Origin of the sequence: Citrobacter sp. RHB21-C05 (assembly GCF_013889015.1) — a bacterium.
GTDB classification, from domain to species: domain Bacteria; phylum Pseudomonadota; class Gammaproteobacteria; order Enterobacterales; family Enterobacteriaceae; genus Citrobacter_A; species Citrobacter_A sedlakii.
On record NZ_CP057611.1, the window covers coordinates 1,366,782 to 1,387,217 of the forward strand.

21 protein-coding genes and 1 tRNA gene are annotated in these 20,436 nt (G+C 54.4%); 16 read left to right on the top strand and 6 right to left on the bottom strand.

The annotated features are described in order from the left end of the window. The first annotated feature begins 132 nt into the window (after positions 1-132). Complete coding sequence (alaC, locus tag HVX72_RS06565) at positions 133-1,371, top strand: alanine transaminase (protein ID WP_042290790.1); 1,239 nt, start codon at positions 133-135, stop codon at positions 1,369-1,371. A gap of 156 nt (positions 1,372-1,527) precedes the next feature. Here alaC and ypdK read toward each other — a convergent pair whose 3' ends face one another. Continuing rightward, positions 1,528-1,599: a membrane protein YpdK gene (gene ypdK, locus HVX72_RS06570; protein WP_010723117.1), complete on the bottom strand. Its 72-nt coding sequence runs from the start codon at positions 1,597-1,599 to the stop codon at positions 1,528-1,530. 367 nt (positions 1,600-1,966) lie between these two features. Then, the gene (lpxP, locus tag HVX72_RS06575; protein WP_181822809.1) at positions 1,967-2,887 is read right to left on the bottom strand and encodes a kdo(2)-lipid IV(A) palmitoleoyltransferase; all 921 of its coding nucleotides are present in this window, start codon (positions 2,885-2,887) and stop codon (positions 1,967-1,969) included. A 421-nt stretch (positions 2,888-3,308) separates the two neighbouring features. Here lpxP and HVX72_RS06580 point away from each other — a divergent pair, with 421 nt between their 5' ends. The 4 genes from HVX72_RS06580 to HVX72_RS06595 all read left to right on the top strand — a co-directional run bounded on the left by HVX72_RS06580 (position 3,309) and on the right by HVX72_RS06595 (position 6,274). Further along, positions 3,309-3,551 carry a YfdY family protein gene (locus tag HVX72_RS06580; protein ID WP_060570087.1) on the top strand — a complete coding sequence of 81 codons (243 nt, stop codon included), beginning with the start codon at positions 3,309-3,311 and terminating at the stop codon, positions 3,549-3,551. Between the two features lie 415 nt (positions 3,552-3,966). After that, positions 3,967-4,734: a basic amino acid ABC transporter substrate-binding protein gene (locus tag HVX72_RS06585; RefSeq protein WP_042290786.1), complete on the top strand. Its 768-nt coding sequence runs from the start codon at positions 3,967-3,969 to the stop codon at positions 4,732-4,734. Positions 4,735-4,800: 66 nt separating this feature from the next. Next, entirely contained in the window at positions 4,801-5,565 is a 765-nt protein-coding gene (locus HVX72_RS06590) for an amino acid ABC transporter permease (RefSeq protein WP_060570089.1), read from the top strand. Continuing rightward, positions 5,552-6,274 carry an amino acid ABC transporter ATP-binding protein gene (locus tag HVX72_RS06595; protein WP_181822810.1) on the top strand — a complete coding sequence of 241 codons (723 nt, stop codon included), beginning with the start codon at positions 5,552-5,554 and terminating at the stop codon, positions 6,272-6,274. Before HVX72_RS06590 ends, HVX72_RS06595 begins: the two co-directional genes overlap by 14 nt. A gap of 188 nt (positions 6,275-6,462) precedes the next feature. Here HVX72_RS06595 and HVX72_RS06600 read toward each other — a convergent pair. Together HVX72_RS06600 and HVX72_RS06605 are read right to left on the bottom strand one after the other, a co-directional pair. Then, a tRNA-Arg gene (locus HVX72_RS06600) sits at positions 6,463-6,534 on the bottom strand. Positions 6,535-6,609: 75 nt separating this feature from the next. Continuing rightward, on the bottom strand, positions 6,610-7,551 hold the full coding sequence (locus HVX72_RS06605; protein WP_042290775.1) for a formate/nitrite transporter family protein: 942 nt from the start codon (positions 7,549-7,551) through the stop codon (positions 6,610-6,612). 289 nt (positions 7,552-7,840) lie between these two features. Between HVX72_RS06605 and mlaA the strand changes: the two genes are divergently transcribed. Next, entirely contained in the window at positions 7,841-8,596 is a 756-nt protein-coding gene (mlaA, locus tag HVX72_RS06610; RefSeq protein WP_042290774.1) for a phospholipid-binding lipoprotein MlaA, read from the top strand. Positions 8,597-8,721: 125 nt separating this feature from the next. Here mlaA and fadL read toward each other — a convergent pair whose 3' ends face one another. Further along, positions 8,722-10,053, bottom strand: a complete 1,332-nt coding sequence (gene fadL / locus HVX72_RS06615; protein WP_042290772.1) for a long-chain fatty acid transporter FadL — start codon at positions 10,051-10,053, stop codon at positions 8,722-8,724. A 371-nt stretch (positions 10,054-10,424) separates the two neighbouring features. Here fadL and HVX72_RS06620 point away from each other — a divergent pair, with 371 nt between their 5' ends. The 4 genes from HVX72_RS06620 to sixA all read left to right on the top strand — a co-directional run bounded on the left by HVX72_RS06620 (position 10,425) and on the right by sixA (position 15,036). Then, complete coding sequence (locus HVX72_RS06620) at positions 10,425-10,709, top strand: YfcZ/YiiS family protein (protein ID WP_042290770.1); 285 nt, start codon at positions 10,425-10,427, stop codon at positions 10,707-10,709. Positions 10,710-10,886: 177 nt separating this feature from the next. Beyond that, a complete protein-coding gene (gene fadI / locus HVX72_RS06625; protein ID WP_060570090.1) occupies positions 10,887-12,197 on the top strand; it encodes an acetyl-CoA C-acyltransferase FadI in 1,311 nt (436 codons plus the stop codon). Beyond that, positions 12,197-14,356 carry a fatty acid oxidation complex subunit alpha FadJ gene (gene fadJ, locus HVX72_RS06630; RefSeq protein ID WP_181822811.1) on the top strand — a complete coding sequence of 720 codons (2,160 nt, stop codon included), beginning with the start codon at positions 12,197-12,199 and terminating at the stop codon, positions 14,354-14,356. The genes fadI and fadJ overlap by 1 nt, the downstream gene beginning before the upstream one ends. 194 nt (positions 14,357-14,550) lie before the next feature. Continuing rightward, entirely contained in the window at positions 14,551-15,036 is a 486-nt protein-coding gene (gene sixA / locus HVX72_RS06635; RefSeq protein WP_042290767.1) for a phosphohistidine phosphatase SixA, read from the top strand. A 101-nt stretch (positions 15,037-15,137) separates the two neighbouring features. On the opposite strand, the gene smrB is transcribed toward sixA, so the two are convergent. Further along, complete coding sequence (gene smrB / locus HVX72_RS06640) at positions 15,138-15,689, bottom strand: endonuclease SmrB (protein ID WP_042290766.1); 552 nt, start codon at positions 15,687-15,689, stop codon at positions 15,138-15,140. 165 nt (positions 15,690-15,854) lie between these two features. On the opposite strand from smrB, the gene prmB reads away from it, so the two are divergent. Genes prmB through HVX72_RS06670 form a run of 6 tightly spaced genes read left to right on the top strand, consistent with a single transcriptional unit; the run spans position 15,855 to position 20,395 of the window. After that, a complete protein-coding gene (prmB, locus tag HVX72_RS06645; protein WP_042290764.1) occupies positions 15,855-16,787 on the top strand; it encodes a 50S ribosomal protein L3 N(5)-glutamine methyltransferase in 933 nt (310 codons plus the stop codon). 26 nt (positions 16,788-16,813) lie between these two features. After that, positions 16,814-17,899, top strand: coding sequence for a chorismate synthase (gene aroC, locus HVX72_RS06650; RefSeq protein WP_181822812.1), 1,086 nt, complete (start codon positions 16,814-16,816; stop codon positions 17,897-17,899). 3 nt (positions 17,900-17,902) lie between these two features. Further along, positions 17,903-18,727 (top strand): penicillin-insensitive murein endopeptidase, encoded by an 825-nt coding sequence (mepA, locus tag HVX72_RS06655; protein WP_181822813.1) that lies wholly within the window; start codon positions 17,903-17,905, stop codon positions 18,725-18,727. Continuing rightward, positions 18,727-19,536: a sulfite exporter TauE/SafE family protein gene (locus HVX72_RS06660; protein ID WP_042290758.1), complete on the top strand. Its 810-nt coding sequence runs from the start codon at positions 18,727-18,729 to the stop codon at positions 19,534-19,536. The genes mepA and HVX72_RS06660 overlap by 1 nt, the downstream gene beginning before the upstream one ends. Beyond that, entirely contained in the window at positions 19,536-20,084 is a 549-nt protein-coding gene (locus tag HVX72_RS06665) for an elongation factor P hydroxylase (RefSeq protein ID WP_042290756.1), read from the top strand. The genes HVX72_RS06660 and HVX72_RS06665 overlap by 1 nt, the downstream gene beginning before the upstream one ends. 32 nt (positions 20,085-20,116) lie before the next feature. Further along, positions 20,117-20,395 carry a YfcL family protein gene (locus HVX72_RS06670; RefSeq protein ID WP_042290754.1) on the top strand — a complete coding sequence of 93 codons (279 nt, stop codon included), beginning with the start codon at positions 20,117-20,119 and terminating at the stop codon, positions 20,393-20,395. Positions 20,396-20,436: the final 41 nt, after the last annotated feature.

Consider the following 20,436-nt stretch of genomic DNA (forward strand, 5'->3'; position numbering starts at 1 on the left):
TTTTTGTGGGTGAAAAAATATTTTCCTTTCCCTCTCGACAGCGAGAAATTATTCAGGCTATTTTCTAAGCGTGCCACCATCGTGGCAGCGTCGCTCGGACGGTCCGGGCGCTAACGTTAATCTGAGGAAATTATGGCTGACTCTCGCCCTGAACGTCGCTTTACGCGTATCGATCGTCTCCCTCCCTATGTGTTTAACATCACAGCTGAACTGAAGATGGCTGCGCGTCGGCGCGGCGAAGACATTATCGATTTCAGTATGGGAAACCCGGACGGCGCGACGCCGCCTCACATTGTCGAAAAATTGTGCACCGTAGCCCAGCGCCCGGATACGCACGGTTATTCCACCTCTCGCGGTATACCGCGCCTGCGCCGGGCGATCTCCCGCTGGTATCAGGAACGGTATGCGGTCGATATCGATCCGGAATCTGAGGCTATTGTTACCATCGGTTCGAAAGAGGGGCTGGCCCACCTGATGCTGGCTACGCTCGATCATGGCGATACCGTGCTGGTACCCAACCCCAGTTATCCCATCCATATTTACGGCGCAGTGATAGCCGGTGCCCAGGTGCGATCGGTGCCGTTGGTGGAAGGCGTCGATTTCTTCAACGAGCTTGAGCGTGCGATCCGCGAAAGTTATCCGAAGCCGAAGATGATGATTCTCGGTTTTCCATCGAACCCAACCGCCCAGTGCGTGGAACTGGAATTTTTTGAGAGGGTCGTGGCGCTGGCGAAGCGCTATGACGTGCTGGTGGTTCACGATCTGGCCTATGCCGACATCGTGTATGACGGCTGGAAAGCGCCGTCGATCATGCAGGTGCCCGGTGCGCGCGACGTGGCGGTGGAGTTTTTCACCTTGTCGAAAAGCTACAACATGGCGGGCTGGCGCATTGGTTTTATGGTCGGCAACAAGACGCTGGTCAGCGCGCTGGCGAGAATTAAAAGTTACCATGATTACGGCACTTTTACGCCGCTGCAGGTCGCGGCGATTGCGGCGCTGGAAGGAGACCAGCAGTGCGTGCGAGACATTGCTGAGCAGTACAAGCGCCGCCGTGACGTTCTGGTGAAAGGGCTGCATGAAGCCGGGTGGATGGTTGATATGCCCAGGGCGTCTATGTATGTATGGGCAAAAATCCCGGAACAGTATGCGGCAATGGGGTCGCTGGAGTTCGCCAAAAAACTGCTGAATGACGCAAAGGTCTGCGTGTCGCCGGGCATCGGTTTCGGTGACTATGGCGATACGCACGTGCGCTTTGCGCTCATTGAGAATCGCGATCGTATTCGTCAGGCTATCAGAGGTATCAAAGCAATGTTCCGCGCGGACGGGCTGTTGCCTGCTGCGGCAAAGTCCGTTTCTGAATCCGCCAGCTAAACCACCGTTTTAGCGGTGTACCGGGCGGGTGGACATTTTGCCTGATGGCGCTGCGTTTATCAGGCCTTTAGCCGTAAACTCATAAAGCAATGACATAACGCCGACAAAAGCAAACAGGAGCCTGGCGGCTCCTGTTTTTTTGCTGCATTGCTGTCTTTAGATCATCAGGGCAAACGTACCGGCCCAAACGATGACCATAAAAGAAATGCCCATAAAGAAATATTTCACGTTTCATCTCTCCGCGTCGTGACTGATACGCCTGAATGAATTTTCATCTCATTTGATTATAGAGAGCCGGTACCCGCAACACGGAAACTCGGAATGTTCCCGAACTGACCTCTGGCACCGCCTCAGAATTCTGTGCTTCTTTGCTCCAGACGGCGCTAATGTACGCCTAAAAATGGAGTGAGACAAGTGGCATTTTCTTATTTACTTTTAGTAACTTACAAGTGTCGTGATTCGGCGACAGTTTAATTTCCGCCAGTAATAAATTGCACTTCAGCGACGCCAATATCAGGGCAGAAGAGACGCAATAAAACCGGAATAAAATCAAGGTTATTCTGGTTGCAGCAATAAAAAAGGCCTTGCGGCCTTTTTAAACGTAGAGGGATGCTTCACCTAACGGACGGGTTTTGAAGCGGCGGTGGATCCAGAGATACTGCTCCGGCGCGCGCATGATCTCTTTTTCGATGATTTTGTTCATGTAGGCTGCCGCCTGGCTTTCATCCGTCGGATAGCCTTCCATTTGTGGGGTGATATACAGACGATAACCGTGGTTGTCGGCCTTTCTCACCATCGTGACGGTGAGCATTGCCGCCCCCGACAGTCGTGACAGCACATAGGTACCATTCGTGGTAGCGACACTCTTCACGGCGAAGAAAGGTGCGAAGGAACTGCCTTTCGGGCCGTAATCCTGATCCGGCGCAAACCACACGGCTTCGCCTTTTTTCAGCGCGCCGACAATACCGCGAAGGTTGTTTCTGCCAATCATCGCTTTGTTGGAACGCATACGGCCCCGGGTTTGCACCCACTCCATCAGCGGATTGTTATGCGGACGGTAGGTCGCCATCATCGGCTGGCAAAGACCCATGACGCGTCCTCCCAGCTCCAGCGACATAAAGTGCACGCCCACAACCATAACGCCGCGGTTCTGCATCTGGGCGCGTTTCAGGTTATCCAGGCCTTCAACGTCAAACCATTTACGCACGCGACGGTCGGGCCAGAACCAGGCCATGCCGGTTTCCAGCAGCGCCATACCGAGCGAGCGGAAATTTTCAACGATCATCGTTTCCCGCTGTTCGGCGGTATAAGACGGAAAGCAAAGCTCAAGATTTTTACGCGCAATGGATTCGCGGCGTTTCAGAAACGGACGGGCGAGCGTACCGGTACGGGTACCAAGCGCGCGCAGGACAGGGTAAGGCAATTGCACCAGTAACCAGAGAACACCCAGACCAAACCAGGTGAGCCAGTAGCGCGGATGCAAAAACGCGCGGGAAAATTTGCATGTTGGGAACATAGAGACCTTCTGCCGATAATAAATGTTGTATCGCAGAAGATGTGGAGTCCAACGCGGTACACTCAATTCTTAGTCCATCATGTACGACAATGGTTCCCGTAAAGAGTGTAAAACTGCTTCAGGATAAAACCACGAGGGGCATGAATGCTGGACACATAATGTACCATCACCCGATCAACGTCAGCTACAAATAATTAATCAAGAAGCGTAAATATTTTTATGGTGAGGATAAAATAATTACGCTGTTTATAATTGGTTGTTTTTAAGGATGTTAAAAAAGAACAATACGGAATATTCGCATAACGTACGGTTGTTAAATAAAAGTTGCAATATTTGCCGGGGCTATCGCTTTGGCATAAGATGGAAAGTGTAAGGAGAGTAAGGGCTTACGCTACGGCTACACGCAAAAGGAGGCACGGCGATGATCTTTTTCTGGGCGTTTCTGGCGGTAAGTATACTGGGCGTTAGCGGCTATGTCGGCCAGGTTTTAGGCTGGGGTTCCGCCGTCTGCGCCTTCATCGGGATGGTTGTGCTCGCCGCTATCATTTACTATCTGACGATGTGGTTGACCGTTGGTGACGAAATGGTCACGGGATTGTTTCTTTTCCTTTCTCCCGCCTGCGGCCTGATGATTCGTTTTATGGTGGGCTACGGAAAACGTTAATTAATCTGAAGGTAATGTACTTTCATTTGTATGCAGCATTGTTATTTTTATTTCACCGGCATTCGCATTCATGCGCATAATAATCTGAGAGTGCGAATGCCATTTTCAGATTGATCGCGAAAATGGAACATAGCCGTGGCTATCTTTTTCAGAATCTGCTTTTTTAATGACAATTATCCTAATAATAATCTTTAGGCCAGTCGCAGGTTCGCTTAAATTAACCTTAAGCTGTACTCAGAAAATTCTTCATTATCGTCATCCACACATACCGGCGCGCCGTTTTCCGTCTTTTTTAGTCTCCCTTTATCCTCATTCTCCATTGAAAAACAGCCTGCCCAGATAGTGTTTGCATCAGCACCGTTGTGTGTGTATTTTTATGCAATAAATGTGCATAAAAACAATGAAGGAGCGTCAGATGTTCAGTAAGTGGATGAAAGCAGGCTGTTTGATGATCGCCCTGACGGGCGCAGCGATGGCGGCGCAAGAGACATACGTCGTGGGTGCTGGCGGAACGTATCGCCCGTTTGAGTTTGAAAACAGCCAGAAACAACTGGAAGGCTTTGATATCGACATCATTAAAGCCATCGCCAAAGCGGAAAATTTTGAGGTCAAACTGGTCAACACGCCGTGGGAAGGCATTTTCGCCACGCTAAATTCCGGGGATCGCGACATTATCATTTCAGGCATCACCATTACCGATAAGCGCAAGCAGATGGTCGATTTTTCCCATCCTTACTTCCCGGCTGAGCAGTCGATCGTAGTTCCTGCTGATTCCACTGTGACCTCTCTGGCATCGCTAAAAGAGGAAAAGGTCGGGGTGGTGAACTCCAGCACCGGCGACATCGTGGTATCCGGTGTACTGGGTAAAAACAGCACGGCGATTAAACGCTTTGACAACACCCCGTTGATGCTACAGGAGCTGTTTGAAGATGGCGTAAGCGCGGCGGTGGGCGATGTTGGCGTGGTGAAGTATTACATCAAGCAGCACCCGGAAAAACAGTTCAAGCTGGTACCCGATGCAAAATTCGAACGTCAGTATTTTGGCATTGCGGTTGCCAAAGGTAATACCGAGCTGCAACAAAAAATCAATGCCGGGCTGAAGAAGATTATCGCTGACGGCACCTACGATAAAATCTACAAAACCTGGTTCGACAGCGAAGTGCCGACGCTTCCCGCTGAGTAACATTTTCATTTTCTTTCTTTTTAGGCTGATACGCAGTGAGTGTCAGCCTTTTTGCAGGGGAATACCATGACGGGATTTCGTTGGGAAATCATCCAGGAGTATGCGCCGCTTTTTATGGAAGGCGCGTGGATGACAATTAAATGCACAATCATTTGCGTCTGTCTCGGCACGCTCTGGGGTCTGACGCTGGGCCTTGGCCGAATGGCGAAGGCCGAACATGGCTTCTGGAAGTATGCATTGCGCTATCTGGTTCAGTTTCCGGTGCGCTTTTACGTCAGCGCGTTTCGCGGCACGCCCCTGTTTGTACAGATCATGGTGGTCCATTTTGCGCTGGTTCCCCTGTTCATTAACCCGCGTGACGGGATACTGGTGACCAGCGGAATCATGAGCGCGGACGTTGCCCGCGAACTGCGGTCGGGCTATGGCGCGTTTTTATCCTGTATCGTCGCCATTACGCTGAACGCAGGCGCTTACGTTTCTGAAATCTTTCGTGCGGGGATCCAGTCGATTGACCCTGGACAAATGGAAGCCTCACGCGCGCTCGGAATGCCATGGTGGAAAACGATGCGCAAAGTGATTCTTCCACAGGCCTTTCGCCGTATTCTTCCGCCACTGGGCAATAACGCTATCGCGATTGTCAAAGACTCCTCTCTGGCGTCGGCCATCGGGCTTGCCGATCTGGCGTATGCGGCGCGTACGGTCTCGGGCGCCTACGCCACTTATTGGGAACCCTATCTGACCATTTCGCTGGTGTATTGGGTGCTCACCTTCCTGCTCGCGCAACTGGTTAATCGTCTGGAAAAGAGGTTCGGTAAAAGTGATCCACATTAAAAATTTACATAAACACTTTGGCGACAACCCTGTGCTGCGCGGCATTGATTGTGACATTCAGCCGCAAGAGGTGGTGTGCATCATTGGGCCTTCAGGGTCAGGCAAAAGTACATTTCTGCGCTGCATGAACGCGCTGGAATCGGTGACGGAAGGCGAAGTGGTGGTGAACGGCTTTGCGGTACACGATCGTAAAACCGATCTCAACAAAATGCGTGAAAGCGTCGGAATGGTGTTCCAGCGTTTTAACCTGTTTCCGCACATGACGGTGCTGGAAAACCTGATCATGGCGCCAGAAATGCTTCAGGGGCTGTCGCGTAAAGAGGCGATCGGCCGGGCTGAAATGCTGCTCGAAAAAGTCGGACTGAGTGATAAACGCGATGCCTGGCCGTCCCGTTTATCCGGTGGACAGCAGCAGCGCGTCGCGATTGCCCGCGCGCTGGCGATGAACCCGTCAATTATGCTTTTTGATGAGCCGACCTCGGCGCTGGACCCGGAACTGGTCGGTGATGTGCTGGAGGTCATGAAAAAACTGGCCGATGAAGGGATGACGATGGTCATCGTGACCCATGAAATCGGCTTCGCCCGGGAGGTCGCGGATCGGGTGATTTTCATCGACCACGGCGTTATTCAGGAAGAAGGCTCGCCGGAGACGCTCTTTACTTCGCCGGCTAATCCCCGCACCGCCGAATTTCTGAGTAAAGTGCTGTAAGGCCGGAAACCTGCGGAACGGCATCAACGCCTTCTGCGTCGTCGCACCACTCAACATGCGGGCTGAGTCAGGGACAGTGATTTTCTGCCCATGCTGCGCCCGCACGCATTTCCGTCATACCATGAATCGGCAAGCCGCGGAGAGAACTATTAGGGCATAAACAGGGAAGGGGGAAGTGAATGAGAAAGTGTCCCCTGCAGGAATCGAACCTGCAACTAGCCCTTAGGAGGGGCTCGTTATATCCATTTAACTAAGGGGACGAAGCGGCACGAGTATAGCGGTTTTTGTTCGCCGGAGTAAGTACGGTGCCGCCTGACTGCTCAAACCATCGCCATTCAGGATTGTTTTTCCTGCTCTTTCTGCTGTTTTTTGAACCGCTCGGCGTGAAGGCGCGCTTCTTCTTTACGCTTGTTGCTCATGTCGTTACGGATCTGCGCGTGGCTCATCAGGGCGAAAATAAAGGTACCGCCGCAGATATTACCCGCCAGTGTCGGCAGGGCAAACGGCCACAAGAAGTCGCTCCAGTGCAGGGTGCCGTTAAAGACGAGGTAAAGGATCTCCACCGATCCCACGACGATATGGGTGGTATCGCCCAGGGCAATCAGCCACGTCATCAGGATGATGACTACAATTTTCGCCGCGCCGGCTGCCGGAAACATCCACACCATGGTCGCGATTAACCAACCGGAAATGATCGCGTTGGCAAACATTTCGGTCGGCGTGTTTTTCATTACGTCCATGCCGATTTTGACAAACGCGTCACGGGTTTCTTCATCAAAAATGGGCATATACTCAAACGCCCAGGCGGCAATGCCGGTACCGAGCACGTTACCCAGCAGCACCACGCCCCACAGACGCATCAGCAGGCCAAAATTGCCCGCCGTGGGATTTTGCATGACGGGCAGAACCGCCGTCACGGTGTTTTCCGTAAACAGCTGCTGGCGAGCCATAATGACAATGATAAAACCAAAGGTATAACCGAGATTCTCAAGTAAAAAACTGCCCGGCACGCCCTCAAGCTGCACGTGGAAGATGCCTTTTGCCAGCAGCGAGGCGCCCATCGACAGTCCGGCCGCGATAGCGGACCACAGCAGCGCCATCGCGTCACGCTCCAGCTCTTTCTCTCCATCCTGGCGGATATGTTCGTGAATGGCCATTGCCCGTGAGGGGAGTCGGTCCTCATCCACTTCTATCTTTTTCCCGCTCTGTTTTTCCTCGCTTTCTACTTCCAGTTCATCGCTATGCTTGTCGATCTTATCGTCTTCGAGATTATCCATAATTCGCCTCCTGGATGCGCGCCTGTCAGATAAAGCGTAGCGGCTTTTCGCTGGATACCTGGGGGAGAAACTCTGAAATCGCAAAAATGGTAACGTTTGTTTTTCTGCTTCCGGCTAGAATAGAAGCGCTACGCGAGTGCATAGCCAGGCTATGATCAATTCAACAGGCGCGGTGATATAGACATCGTTTGACGTGCTGTTACAATCGCTCACACCTTAACAGGCGGATACGTTAGCGTTCCGTCATGGATGGCAATCCGCGATAGCCATAATTAACAGGGAGACATTTATGAAGCTTCGCCTGTCGGCGCTTGCGCTGGGAACCACACTGCTGGTGGGGTGTGCGAGTTCCGGTACAGAACAACAGGGGCGTTCAGATCCGTTAGAAGGGTTTAACCGCACCATGTACAATTTCAACTTTAACGTGTTGGATCCGTATGTCGTTCGACCGGTGGCTGTCGCCTGGCGTGATTATGTCCCACAGCCAGCCCGTAATGGTTTAAGCAACTTCACCGGCAACCTCGAAGAACCTGCGGTCATGGTGAACTATTTTCTGCAGGGCGATCCGTATCAGGGGATGGTGCATTTCACCCGTTTCTTCCTGAACACCCTTCTCGGCATGGGCGGCTTTATTGACGTCGCCGGTATGGCGAACCCGAAACTGCAGCGCGTTGAGCCGCATCGCTTCGGCAGCACCTTAGGACACTACGGCGTAGGCTATGGCCCCTACGTCCAGTTACCGTTCTATGGCAGTTGGACGCTGCGTGAGGATGGCGGCGATATGGCCGATACGCTATATCCAGTCCTTTCATGGCTGACCTGGCCGATGTCGATCGGTAAGTGGACCCTCGAAGGGATTGAAACGCGTGCTCAGTTGCTGGACTCCGACGGCCTGTTGCGTCAGTCTTCCGATCCGTACATTCTGGTGCGTGAGGCTTATTTCCAGCGTCACGACTTCATTGCCAACGGCGGGAAGCTCAAGCCGCAAGAAAACCCGAACGCGCAGGCGATCCAGGACGATTTAAAAGAGATCGACTCAGAATAAATGAATACCGGACCGCGAAGCGTCTGGCAGGCCTGGCGTTCGCGCCGTTATCGGGTACGATGATTTTTTGGATGCATAAAAAAGGGGACGCCAGAAGGCGCCCCCTTTTATTCATCTGACCATGATCAGAATGCGTAGTTCAGGTTCATACCGTACAGCCAGGCTTTCCCTTCAGATTCGAAAGAGTACGGGCCTTCTTCAAACTTCACTTTCTGGCCGTGCATGTAAGACACGCCAACATCCACTGAGGCATCTTTATTGAAGGCATAGGTAGCGCCAGCGCTCAGCCAGAAGCGGTCCTGATCCGGAATAGAAATGGAACGACGGTTGGCCGGAACCGGGCTGTCATCAAAGGCGATACCGGTACGGAACGTCCAGGTATCGTCATAGTAATAGGTTGTACCCAGCGCGATGCGATAAGAGTCTTTAAAGCCCTCTTCTTTATAAAACAGCGTCTGACCGTTGCTGCCTTTCGCCTTCAGCTCTTCGAACTGACTCCAGCTGGTATAAGCCATGCTGTAGTGAACCGCCCACTGTGGCGCGACGCGGTTGTAACCTGAAATTTCCCACATTTCCGGCAGGTTCAGGTTAAGTGAACCGTCGATCGTCCCGCCGTTAGTTCCAGCAGGCAGGCTGGCAAAGACCGGACGCAGTTGCGGCGGAATACGGTCAGTCGATGGCAGGCTACTGCGGTAATCGCCGTCGAAGTCAACTTTGACTTCTGAACGGTAGGTAAAACCGTAACGGTTGTCTTTATCGACTTCATAAAGGATCCCGGCGTTCCAGCCGAAGCCCCATTCGTCGCCCTTCAGGCGCGCAATCTGGGTATCCGCCGGGTATTGCGCCGCCAGTGCCGGAGGAATACGTCCGCCGGAACCTGCCACGATTTGCTGCGGCAGGTCGCCGGCATAACGCTCGAGCTTAGCTTTGGCATAAACGGCGTTAAAACCGAGGCCGAAGCTGAAATGATTGTTCAGACGATAGGCGCCGCTCAGGTTCAGGTTGAGCGTTTCCAGATCGGTTTTTCCGCCCATGGAGCCCGCGGCGTAGTTGTTATTAAACTCCGTCGCCAGGCCGTAGTTAGAGGTGACAGATGCCCCCCAACCAAACTGATCGTTAATCGGGGCTACAAAGTGCAGGTTTGGCACCCACGCCGTCGGCGCAATGTTATCCTGGCTGGCATCGTTACCAATGCGCGAGCGACCGGAGATATCCACGTCCGGATCAACAAAGATTGCGCCGCCCGAGAAGGTTGGGCGGTCGAACATGGTGATCAGCGCCGGGTTACGGCTAACGTTACCCACGTCGTCCGCGATAGCGCCTTCACCTGAATAGGCCCGGCCAAGGCCAGAGGAAGAAAATTCGTTTAGCTGAAAGCCTGCAGACCAGGCCTGGGTAGATATAAGTGCCACTGCAACTGCGAGAGCAGACTTTGTAAACAGGGTTTTCTGGCTCATGACCATAACCTCAATGATTTATTTTTATACAAACTATGTTACATGCTGTAACAGGAGCGCGAAGTGTAGGGTCTGCGGTACGACATAGAAATCAGACCAGTGGCGTGAGTATAGGTCTGACCAGCTGATATGTTGCAAGTATGTTTATAAGTTTTTTCAATTGTGATCTCAGAAACGCGATCCAGCTGGCAATTTTACCGGGGAGCGCACATAGCCGTTTGGGTTGAATTTGTTTTAGATCATTTTTAAGTGTGATTTCGGTCACTTCTCGCATTTCCCACCATTAACGACTGGAGAGGCGAAAGTCGGAGGCGTAAAATATCGCTATCGTTTATCTGGCACCCTGGGTGCGAATACAGAGGAAATCTACAATGAGTAAATGCAGTGCTGATGAAACCCCGGTTTGCTGCTGTATGGACGTTGGTACCATCATGGACAACTCCGATTGCACCGCGTCATACAGCCGTGTGTTCGCTAACCGCGCAGAAGCGGAAGAAACGCTGGCGGCGCTGACCGAAAAAGCGCGGAACGTGGAGTCCGAGCCTTGCCAAATTACTTCGACTTTCACTGAAGAATCTGACGGCGTGCGCCTGGACATCGATTTTGTCTTTGCCTGCGAAGCCGAAACCCTGATCTTCCAGCTCGGTCTGCGTTAATCCCTTCATTATTTATCTGCCCCGACAACCTTTTGTCGGGGCTTTTTCGTTTCATCCCGTCATTATTCACTGTGTCACAGCTCTCACTTTCATCCGCCCCTGCTTGGCTAAATGTAAAAAATTGGTTAAGACTATGATCAGGTCAGACCACTTATTTTATTTTTACAGGGGAGTGTTATGAGTCAGGCTATACCGCTGGTCACCCGCCAGGGCGATCGCATTGCCATTGTGAGCGGGTTACGTACCCCTTTTGCCCGCCAGGCTACCGCCTTTCATGGTATTCCCGCTGTCGATCTTGGCAAAATGGTGGTGGGCGAACTGCTGGCCCGCAGTGAGATCCCCGTAGACGTCATAGAGCAACTGGTCTTTGGTCAGGTTGTCCAGATGCCGGAAGCGCCAAATATCGCCCGTGAAATTGTCCTCGGCACTGGTATGAGTGTGCATACCGACGCTTACAGCGTAAGCCGCGCCTGCGCGACCAGCTTTCAGGCGGTCGCTAACGTAGCGGAAAGCCTGATGGCGGGTACGATCCGCGCGGGGATTGCCGGTGGCGCGGATTCCTCGTCGGTATTGCCCATTGGCGTCAGTAAAAAACTGGCGCGAGTCCTCGTGGATGTGAATAAAGCGAGGACGATGGGGCAACGTCTGAAACTCTTTTCCCGCCTGCGCTTACGCGATCTGATGCCCGTGCCGCCCGCCGTCGCCGAATATTCGACTGGCCTGCGGATGGGAGATACGGCGGAACAGATGGCGAAAACCTACGGAATCACCCGTGAGCAGCAGGATGCGTTGGCCCACCGTTCACATCAGCGCGCGGCGCAGGCGTGGGCGGAAGGAAAGTTAGCCGATGAAGTGATGACCGCCTGGACGCCGCCGTTCAAGGCGCCGCTGTCTGAAGATAACAATATTCGCGGCAACTCGACGCTGGCGGATTACGCCAGACTGCGTCCGGCCTTTGACCGTAAACATGGCACAGTGACCGCCGCCAACAGTACGCCCCTGACAGACGGGGCGGCAGCGGTGATCCTGATGACCGAATCCCGCGCGAAAGAGCTGGGGCTGATTCCGCTCGGCTATTTACGCAGCTACGCCTTTACCGCTATCGATGTCTGGCAGGACATGCTGCTGGGACCGGCCTGGTCAACGCCGCTGGCGCTGGATCGGGCGGGCTTAAGCCTGAGCGATCTGACGCTGATTGATATGCACGAAGCCTTTGCCGCTCAGACGCTGGCGAATCTGCAACTGCTGGGCAGTGAGCGTTTTGCCCGCGAGGTGTTGGGACGCGCCCATGCCACCGGTGAGGTGGATGACAGCAAGTTCAACGTGCTCGGTGGTTCGATTGCTTACGGGCACCCGTTTGCCGCCACCGGCGCCCGGATGATCACCCAGACTCTGCACGAATTGCGCCGTCGGGGAGGCGGCTTCGGTTTAGTCACTGCCTGTGCGGCAGGCGGTCTGGGCGCGGCGATGGTTCTGGAGGCAGAATAATGGAAATGACATCGGCTTTTACGCTTAATCTGCGTCCGGACAATGTGGCGGTTATCTCCATAGATGTACCCGGTGAAAAGATGAACACCCTGAAAGCGGAGTTTGCGAGTCAGGTACGCGCGATCCTGAAACAGCTTCGCGAAAACAGGGAACTGCGCGGCGTCGTTTTTATTTCCGCGAAAGCGGATAATTTTATTGCTGGCGCGGACATCAACATGATTGGCAACTGCGCAAGCGCGCAGGAAGCGGAGGCGCTGGCGCGTCAGGGACAACAACTGATGGCGGAAATCAACGGTCTTCCGGTGCCCGTCATCGCCGCTATTCACGGCGCCTGTCTGGGCGGCGGACTGGAACTGGCGCTGGCCTGTCATGAGCGAATCTGTACCGATGACAGCAAAACGGTATTGGGCCTGCCGGAAGTACAACTGGGGCTGCTGCCGGGTTCCGGCGGCACACAGCGTTTGCCGCGGCTGGTCGGAGTCAGTACGGCGCTGGAGATGATCCTCACCGGCAAACAACTGCGTGCGAAGCAGGCGTTAAAGATGGGGCTGGTGGACGATGTGGTTCCGTTGTCGATTCTGCTCGAGGCTGCGGTTGAACGGGCTAAACAGGATCGGTCAACGTCGCGAACGCTGCCGGTGCGCGAACGCGTTCTGGCGGGGCCGCTGGGGCGCGCGCTGTTGTTCCGTATGGTCAGTAAAAAAACCGAACAGAAAACACACGGTAACTACCCGGCGACAGAACGTATCCTTCAGGTGATCGAAACTGGCCTGGCGCAGGGCAGCAGCAGTGGTTACGACGCGGAAGCCCGCGCTTTTGGCGAGCTGGCGATGACGCCGCAATCGCAGGCGTTACGCAATATCTTCTTTGCCAGTACCGAGGTGAAAAAAGATCCCGGTAGCGATGCCCCGCCGGGGCCGCTTAACAGCGTTGGCGTGCTGGGGGGCGGGCTGATGGGAGGGGGAATTGCCTACGTGACGGCCTGTAAAGGCGGCTTACCGGTTCGCATTAAAGACATTAATGTTCACGGCATCAATCATGCGCTGAAGTACAGTTGGGATCAGCTTGAAACAAAGGTACGTCGTCGCCATATCAAAGCCAGCGAACGGGACAAACAGCTGGCGTTGATTTCAGGCGCCACCGACTATCGCGGATTTTCCCATCGTGACCTGGTCATAGAAGCTGTCTTTGAAGATCTGGCGCTAAAACAGCAGATGGTGGCGGAAGTTGAGCAAAACTGCGCATCCCATACCATTTTTGCCTCTAACACCTCATCTTTACCGATTAGCGACATCGCCGCCCATGCCGCCAGGCCGGGGCAGGTGATTGGTCTGCATTTTTTCAGCCCGGTTGAAAAAATGCCCCTGGTCGAGGTCATTCCCCATGCCGCCACCTCTGAGCAGACCATCGCCACCACCGTTAAGCTGGCGAAGAAACAGGGTAAAACACCTATCGTGGTGCGCGACAAGGCCGGATTCTATGTAAACCGTATTCTCGCACCCTATATCAACGAAGCCATACGCATGCTGACTGAGGGGGAGCGGGTCGACGCTATCGACAGCGCGTTGGTGAAATTTGGTTTTCCGGTGGGGCCTGTCCAACTGCTGGATGAAGTGGGAATCGATACCGGCACGAAAATTATCCCTGTTCTGGAAGCCGCTTATGGCGAGCGTTTTAGCGCCCCTGCAAATGTTGTTTCCTCAATTTTGAACGACGATCGCAAAGGCAGAAAAAATGGTCGCGGTTTCTATCTTTATGGTGCAAAAGGGCGTAAAAGCAAAAAACAGGTCGACCCTGCGATTTATACGCTTATTGGCGTTCAGGGGCAGAGCAGGCTTTCCGCCCGGCAAATTGCTGAACGGTGCGTGATGCTGATGCTCAATGAGGCCGCGCGTTGCTTCGATGAACAGGTGATCCGCAGCGCTCGCGACGGTGATATTGGCGCGGTATTCGGCATTGGATTTCCGCCGTTTCTCGGTGGTCCGTTCCGTTATATGGATTCTCTCGGCGCGGGTGAAGTGGTTGCGGTATTGCAACGCCTGGCTTCGCAGTACGGTCCACGGTTTACGCCGTGCGATGCGTTATTGCAGATGGCGGAGCGGGGTGAAAGTTTCTGGAAAGCAGATGCAACTGGCCTGAATTTTAAAGGTCAAATGTAGGGTGAATCCGCAACGAATGGCCGTGAGTTGGTTAAATTGTAAACACAGATTGACTATACTTACAGCGTTGAGGTAAAAAACAGCGTTTCATTCGGTGAACGGATAAGGCACAATGCCGGCCACCGCATTTCGGCGACCGTTCAGACGGTTTCAGCAATAATGCGGGTGATTCTGGTTAACAAAAGCGGTGCAATATGCAAGTTTTTATCATGCGTCACGGCGACGCGGCCCTCGACGCCGCCAGTGATTCGGTTCGTCCCTTAACCGTCTGTGGTTGTGACGAATCGCGCCTTATGGCGAACTGGCTGAAAGGTCAAAAAGTGGATATCGAACGTGTTCTGGTGAGCCCGTTCCTGCGAGCCGAGCAAACGTTGGACGAAGTAGGGGAGTGCATGAACCTGCCGGGTAACGTTGACGTTCTGCCGGAGTTGACGCCCTGCGGCGATGTCGGCCTCGTCAGCGCGTATCTTCAGGCGCTGGCCAATGAAGGCGTCTCCGGCGTTCTGGTGATCTCCCACCTGCCGTTAGTCGGCTACCTGGTGTCTGAATTGTGCCCGGGAGAAACGCCGCCTATGTTTACCACATCAGCGATCGCCAGCGTCACGCTGGACGAAAGCGGCAAAGGGGTGTTCAACTGGCAGATGAGCCCGTGCAACCTCAAAATGGCAAAAGCGATGTAAACATCCGCTGCCTGATGGCGCTTCGCGTATCCGGCCTACGGCGGTGATGACTGTCTCGTAGGCCAGATATAGCGCTTGCGCCTCCCACCGGCAACCTTACATCATGGCAGTTCGGGCGGTTGCCACTCTTCCACCTCTATCAGCACCAGCAACGCGGCGTCGCCGCCGTACTCTTTTGGGGCCTGATGAAAAGCCATCACGTGTGGGTGCTGCGCCAGCCACAGCGGCGTCTGTTGTTTCAGTACATGCTTACCGTGACCGTGCATGACGCAGGCGCAAAAAACGTGCTCCCGGCGACAGGCGGCAATCAGCGCGCCGAGTTCCTGCTTCGCCTGCAGCTGCGTCAGGCCATGAAGATCGAGAAACAGTTCCGGTGAATAATCTCCGCGCCGCATTTTCTTCAGCTCGAAGTGGCTGACGTCGGAACGTACGTATTTCACCGGGCCTTCGGTATTCAGCAGCGGTTGAAATTCGTCCGAAAAATAGTGGCTGGCGTCCGCCTGTTCCGACAGAAGCCGCTTAACGGGAACGTCGCTGATTTTTTTACGTTGCGGGCGATGGACAATCGTGTCCTGCTTAATCTGCCGGGTGCCGGTCATCAGTTGCCGGAACAGCGCCTGGTCCTCCTCGCTGAGCGATGTTTTCTTTTTCATTCTGCTGTCTCATTTTTCATTTTCCGTTAGTTTACCCGACTCACCGGCGATGCGAATGCGTAAAACGCAATTTTCGCGCCTGTCCCCTGTGTGAATGCTGATTTATCGCTGGCTTCGTGGCAAACTAGCCGCCGAAATTATTGCGTACATGCCCTGGAGGAACAGGTGGATAAAATTTTCGTTGATGAAGCAGTAAGTGATCTGCATACCATTCAGGACATGTTGCGTTGGGCGGTCAGCCGTTTTAGCGCGGCGAATATCTGGTACGGACACGGCACCGACAACCCGTGGGATGAAGCCGTTCAACTGGTGCTGCCGTCACTTTATCTTCCACTGGATATTCCCGAAGACATGCGCACCGCGCGTCTGACGTCCAGCGAACGCCACCGCATTGTTGAGCGGGTGATCCGCCGGGTGAACGAGCGTATTCCGGTGGCCTATCTGACGAATAAAGCCTGGTTCTGCGGCCATGAATTTTACGTCGATGAACGCGTGCTGGTGCCGCGCTCGCCGATTGGCGAGCTGATCAACAACCGTTTTGAAGGGCTGATTCGCCAACAGCCGCAGCATATTCTCGACATGTGTACCGGCAGCGGTTGCATTGCTATCGCCTGCGCCTATGCGTTTCCGGAAGCGGAAGTCGACGCGGTGGATATCTCCGCCGACGCGCTGGCCGTCACTGAGCACAATATTGAAGAGCACGGCCTGCTGCACCATGTCACCCCCATTCGTTCGGACCTGTTCCGCGACCTGCCAAAAGTCCAGTACGATCTGATCGTGACTAACCCGCCGTATGTGGACGCGGAAGATATGTCCGATCTGCCGAATGAGTATCGTCACGAGCCTGAACTGGGGCTGGCGTCAGGGACAGATGGCCTGAAACTGACCCGCCGTATTCTGGGCAACGCGCCGGACTACCTGTCAGATAACGGTATTCTGATTTGTGAAGTCGGGAACAGCATGGTACATCTGATGGAACACTATCCTGATGTGCCGTTTACCTGGCTGGAATTCGACAACGGCGGCGATGGCGTCTTTATGCTGACCAAAGCCGAGTTACTGGCCGCCCGCGAGCATTTCAGCCTCTATAAAGACTAAATCACAACGACGACAACGGAATCGCAATGGCAGGAAATACAATTGGAAAACTCTTTCGGGTAACCACCTTTGGCGAATCGCACGGGCTGGCGCTGGGCTGCATTGTTGACGGGGTGCCGCCGGGCATTCCTCTGACCGAAGCTGACCTGCAGCACGATCTCGACAGGCGGCGTCCTGGCACGTCTCGCTACACGACCCAGCGCCGTGAGCCGGATCAGGTGAAAATTTTGTCTGGCGTGTTTGAAGGCGTCACCACCGGCACCAGCATCGGTCTGCTGATCGAAAATACCGATCAGCGTTCGCAGGATTACAGCGCCATCAAGGACGTGTTTCGTCCGGGACACGCTGACTACACCTACGAGCAGAAATATGGCCTGCGCGATTACCGCGGCGGCGGGCGTTCGTCCGCGCGCGAGACCGCGATGCGCGTGGCGGCGGGCGCGATTGCCAAGAAATACCTTGCGGCAAAATACGGCATCCGCATCCAGGGCTGCCTGACCCAGATGGGCGATATTCCGCTGGCGATCAAAGACTGGGAGCTGGTGGAACAGAACCCTTTTTTCTGCCCGGATCCGGACAAAATCGACGCCCTTGACGAACTGATGCGGGCGCTGAAAAAAGAGGGTGATTCTATCGGCGCTAAGGTAACGGTGGTAGCCAGCGGCGTTCCCGCCGGTCTCGGCGAGCCGGTATTTGATCGTCTTGACGCCGATATCGCCCATGCGCTGATGAGCATTAATGCCGTGAAAGGCGTTGAGATTGGCGACGGTTTTGACGTGGTGGCGCTGCGCGGAAGCCAAAACCGTGACGAAATAACGACGCAGGGCTTCCAGAGCAACCATGCGGGCGGCATTTTGGGTGGGATCAGCAGTGGGCAGCAAATTATTGCCCACATGGCGCTGAAACCAACCTCCAGTATTACCGTTCCGGGTCGTACCATTAATCGCTTTGGCGAAGAAGTCGAGATGATCACCAAAGGCCGTCACGATCCGTGTGTCGGGATCCGCGCGGTGCCGATCGCTGAGGCGATGCTGGCGATCGTGCTCATGGATCACTTGCTGCGCCAGCGGGCGCAAAATGCGGATGTCACAACAGATATTCCACGCTGGTAAGAGATGAAAAAAACCGCGATTACGCTGCTGGCACTGCTTGCCGGCAGCGTCAGCCAGGCGGCGACGCCGTGGCAGAAAATAACCCAGCCCATAGCGGGCAGCGCGCAGTCGATCGGCAGCTTTTCGAACGGCTGTATCGTTGGCGCCGATACGCTTCCGGTCCAGTCGGAACACTATCAGGTCATGCGTACCGACCAACGCCGTTATTTTGGTCACCCCGATCTGGTGCTGTTCATTCAGCGTCTGAGCACCCGGGTGAATAACCTGGGGTTGGGAACGGTGCTGATTGGCGATATGGGCATGCCGGCCGGTGGCCGGTTTAACGGCGGCCACGCCAGCCATCAGAGCGGCCTGGATGTGGACATTTTCCTGCAATTACCAAAGACACGCTGGACTCAGGCGCAGTTGCTGCGACCGCAGGCGCTGGATTTGGTGGCCCGCGACGGAAAGCACGTTGTGCCTTCACTGTGGAAGCCGGAAATCTTTAGCCTGATTAAGCTCGCGGCGGAAGATAATGACGTCACCCGCATTTTCGTGAATCCGGCGATCAAACAACAGCTTTGCCTGGACGCAGGAAACGATCGCGACTGGTTGCGTAAAGTGCGACCCTGGTTCCAGCATCGCGCGCATATGCATGTACGATTACGGTGCCCTGCTGACAGCCTGGAGTGCGAAGATCAACCTTTGCCTCCGCCTGGCGACGGTTGTGGCGCTGAACTGCAAAGCTGGTTTGAACCCCCAAAACCTGGAACAACAAAGCCTGAGAAGAAGACACCGCCACCGTTGCCGCCTTCCTGCCAGGCGCTACTGGATGAGCATGTACTCTAATGGATAATTTCGCCGACCTGTTTATGGTCTCCCCGCTGCTGTTGGTTGTGCTGTTTTTTGTTGCGATGCTGGCTGGTTTTATCGATTCACTGGCGGGGGGCGGCGGACTGCTGACCATCCCCGCGCTGATGGCGGCAGGCATGTCTCCCGCTCAGGCGCTGGCCACCAATAAATTGCAGGCCTGCGGCGGCTCAATTTCCGCCTCTATCTACTTTATTCGCCGTAAGGTGGTGGATCTTGCCGATCAGAAACTGAATATCGCGATGACCTTTATTGGCTCGATGAGCGGCGCGCTGCTGGTGCAGCACGTGCAGGCAGACGTGCTTCGTCAGATCCTCCCGGTGCTGGTGATCTGCATCGGTCTCTATTTTTTGCTGATGCCAAAGCTGGGTGAAGATGATCGCCAGCGTCGCCTGTACGGCTTGCCGTTTGCGCTGGTCGCGGGGGGTTGCGTCGGGTTTTACGACGGCTTCTTTGGCCCTGCCGCCGGGTCGTTTTACGCGCTGGCGTTTGTCACGCTTTGCGGCTACAACCTCGCCAAATCCACCGCCCACGCCAAAGTGCTGAACGCCACGTCGAACATCGGCGGCCTGCTGCTGTTTATGATTGGCGGAAAAGTGATCTGGGCAACCGGGTTCGTTATGTTGATTGGGCAGTTTCTCGGCGCGCGCATGGGCTCACGCCTGGTACTGAGCAAGGGACAAAAGCTGATTCGGCCTATGATCGTCATCGTCTCGGCGGTGATGAGTGCCAAACTACTTTATGATAACCATGGACAGGAGATTCTCCACTGGCTGGGGATGAATTAATGAACAGTACACACCACTATGAACAGTTAATTACCCTGTTCAACGACTGCTTTGCTGACGATTTTAATACCCGTCTGATTAAAGGCGATGACGAACCGATCTATCTTCCTGCTGATGCAGAGGTGCCGTATCACCGGATCGTCTTTGCTCACGGTTTTTACGCCAGCGCCCTGCATGAGATTTCGCACTGGTGTATTGCCGGGAAAGCGCGCCGTGAACAGGTTGATTTTGGTTACTGGTACTGCCCGGACGGACGGGACGCGGCGACCCAAAGCAAGTTCGAAGATGTGGAAGTGAAACCGCAAGCGTTTGACTGGTTGTTTTGCGTGGCGGCGGGGTATCCGTTCAACGTCAGTTGCGACAACCTGGAAGGCGACGTCGAACCGGACCGCGTGGTGTTTCAGCGTCGGGTTCATGCGCAGGTGATGGAGTATCTGGAAAAGGGCATTCCTGAACGGCCGGCTCGCTTTATCAAAGCGTTACAAGATTATTATCACACGCCCGACCTTAAGGCGGAACAGTTCCCGTGGCCGGAAGCGCTAAACTAAAGCCAGCGCCACGTTTACAATGAGGAAAGAAGATGATCGCGGAGTTTGAAGCACGCATTCTGGCATTAATCGACGACATGGTTGAACACGCCAGCGACGATGAGCTGTTTGCCAGTGGGTATTTGCGTGGCCACCTGACGTTAGCCGTGGCGGAGCTGGAAGGGCGTGATGACCATTCCGCGGACGCCGTTTACGCCAACGTCACCAGCAGTCTCGAGAAAGCGATCGGTGCGGGTGAACTGTCACCACGCGATCAGGCGTTAGTCAAAGAGATGTGGGATGCGTTGTTCCAGAAGGCGACCAGCCAATAATCGCGCCTTTGCCGGATGGCGTCGCCATCCGGCATCATTCC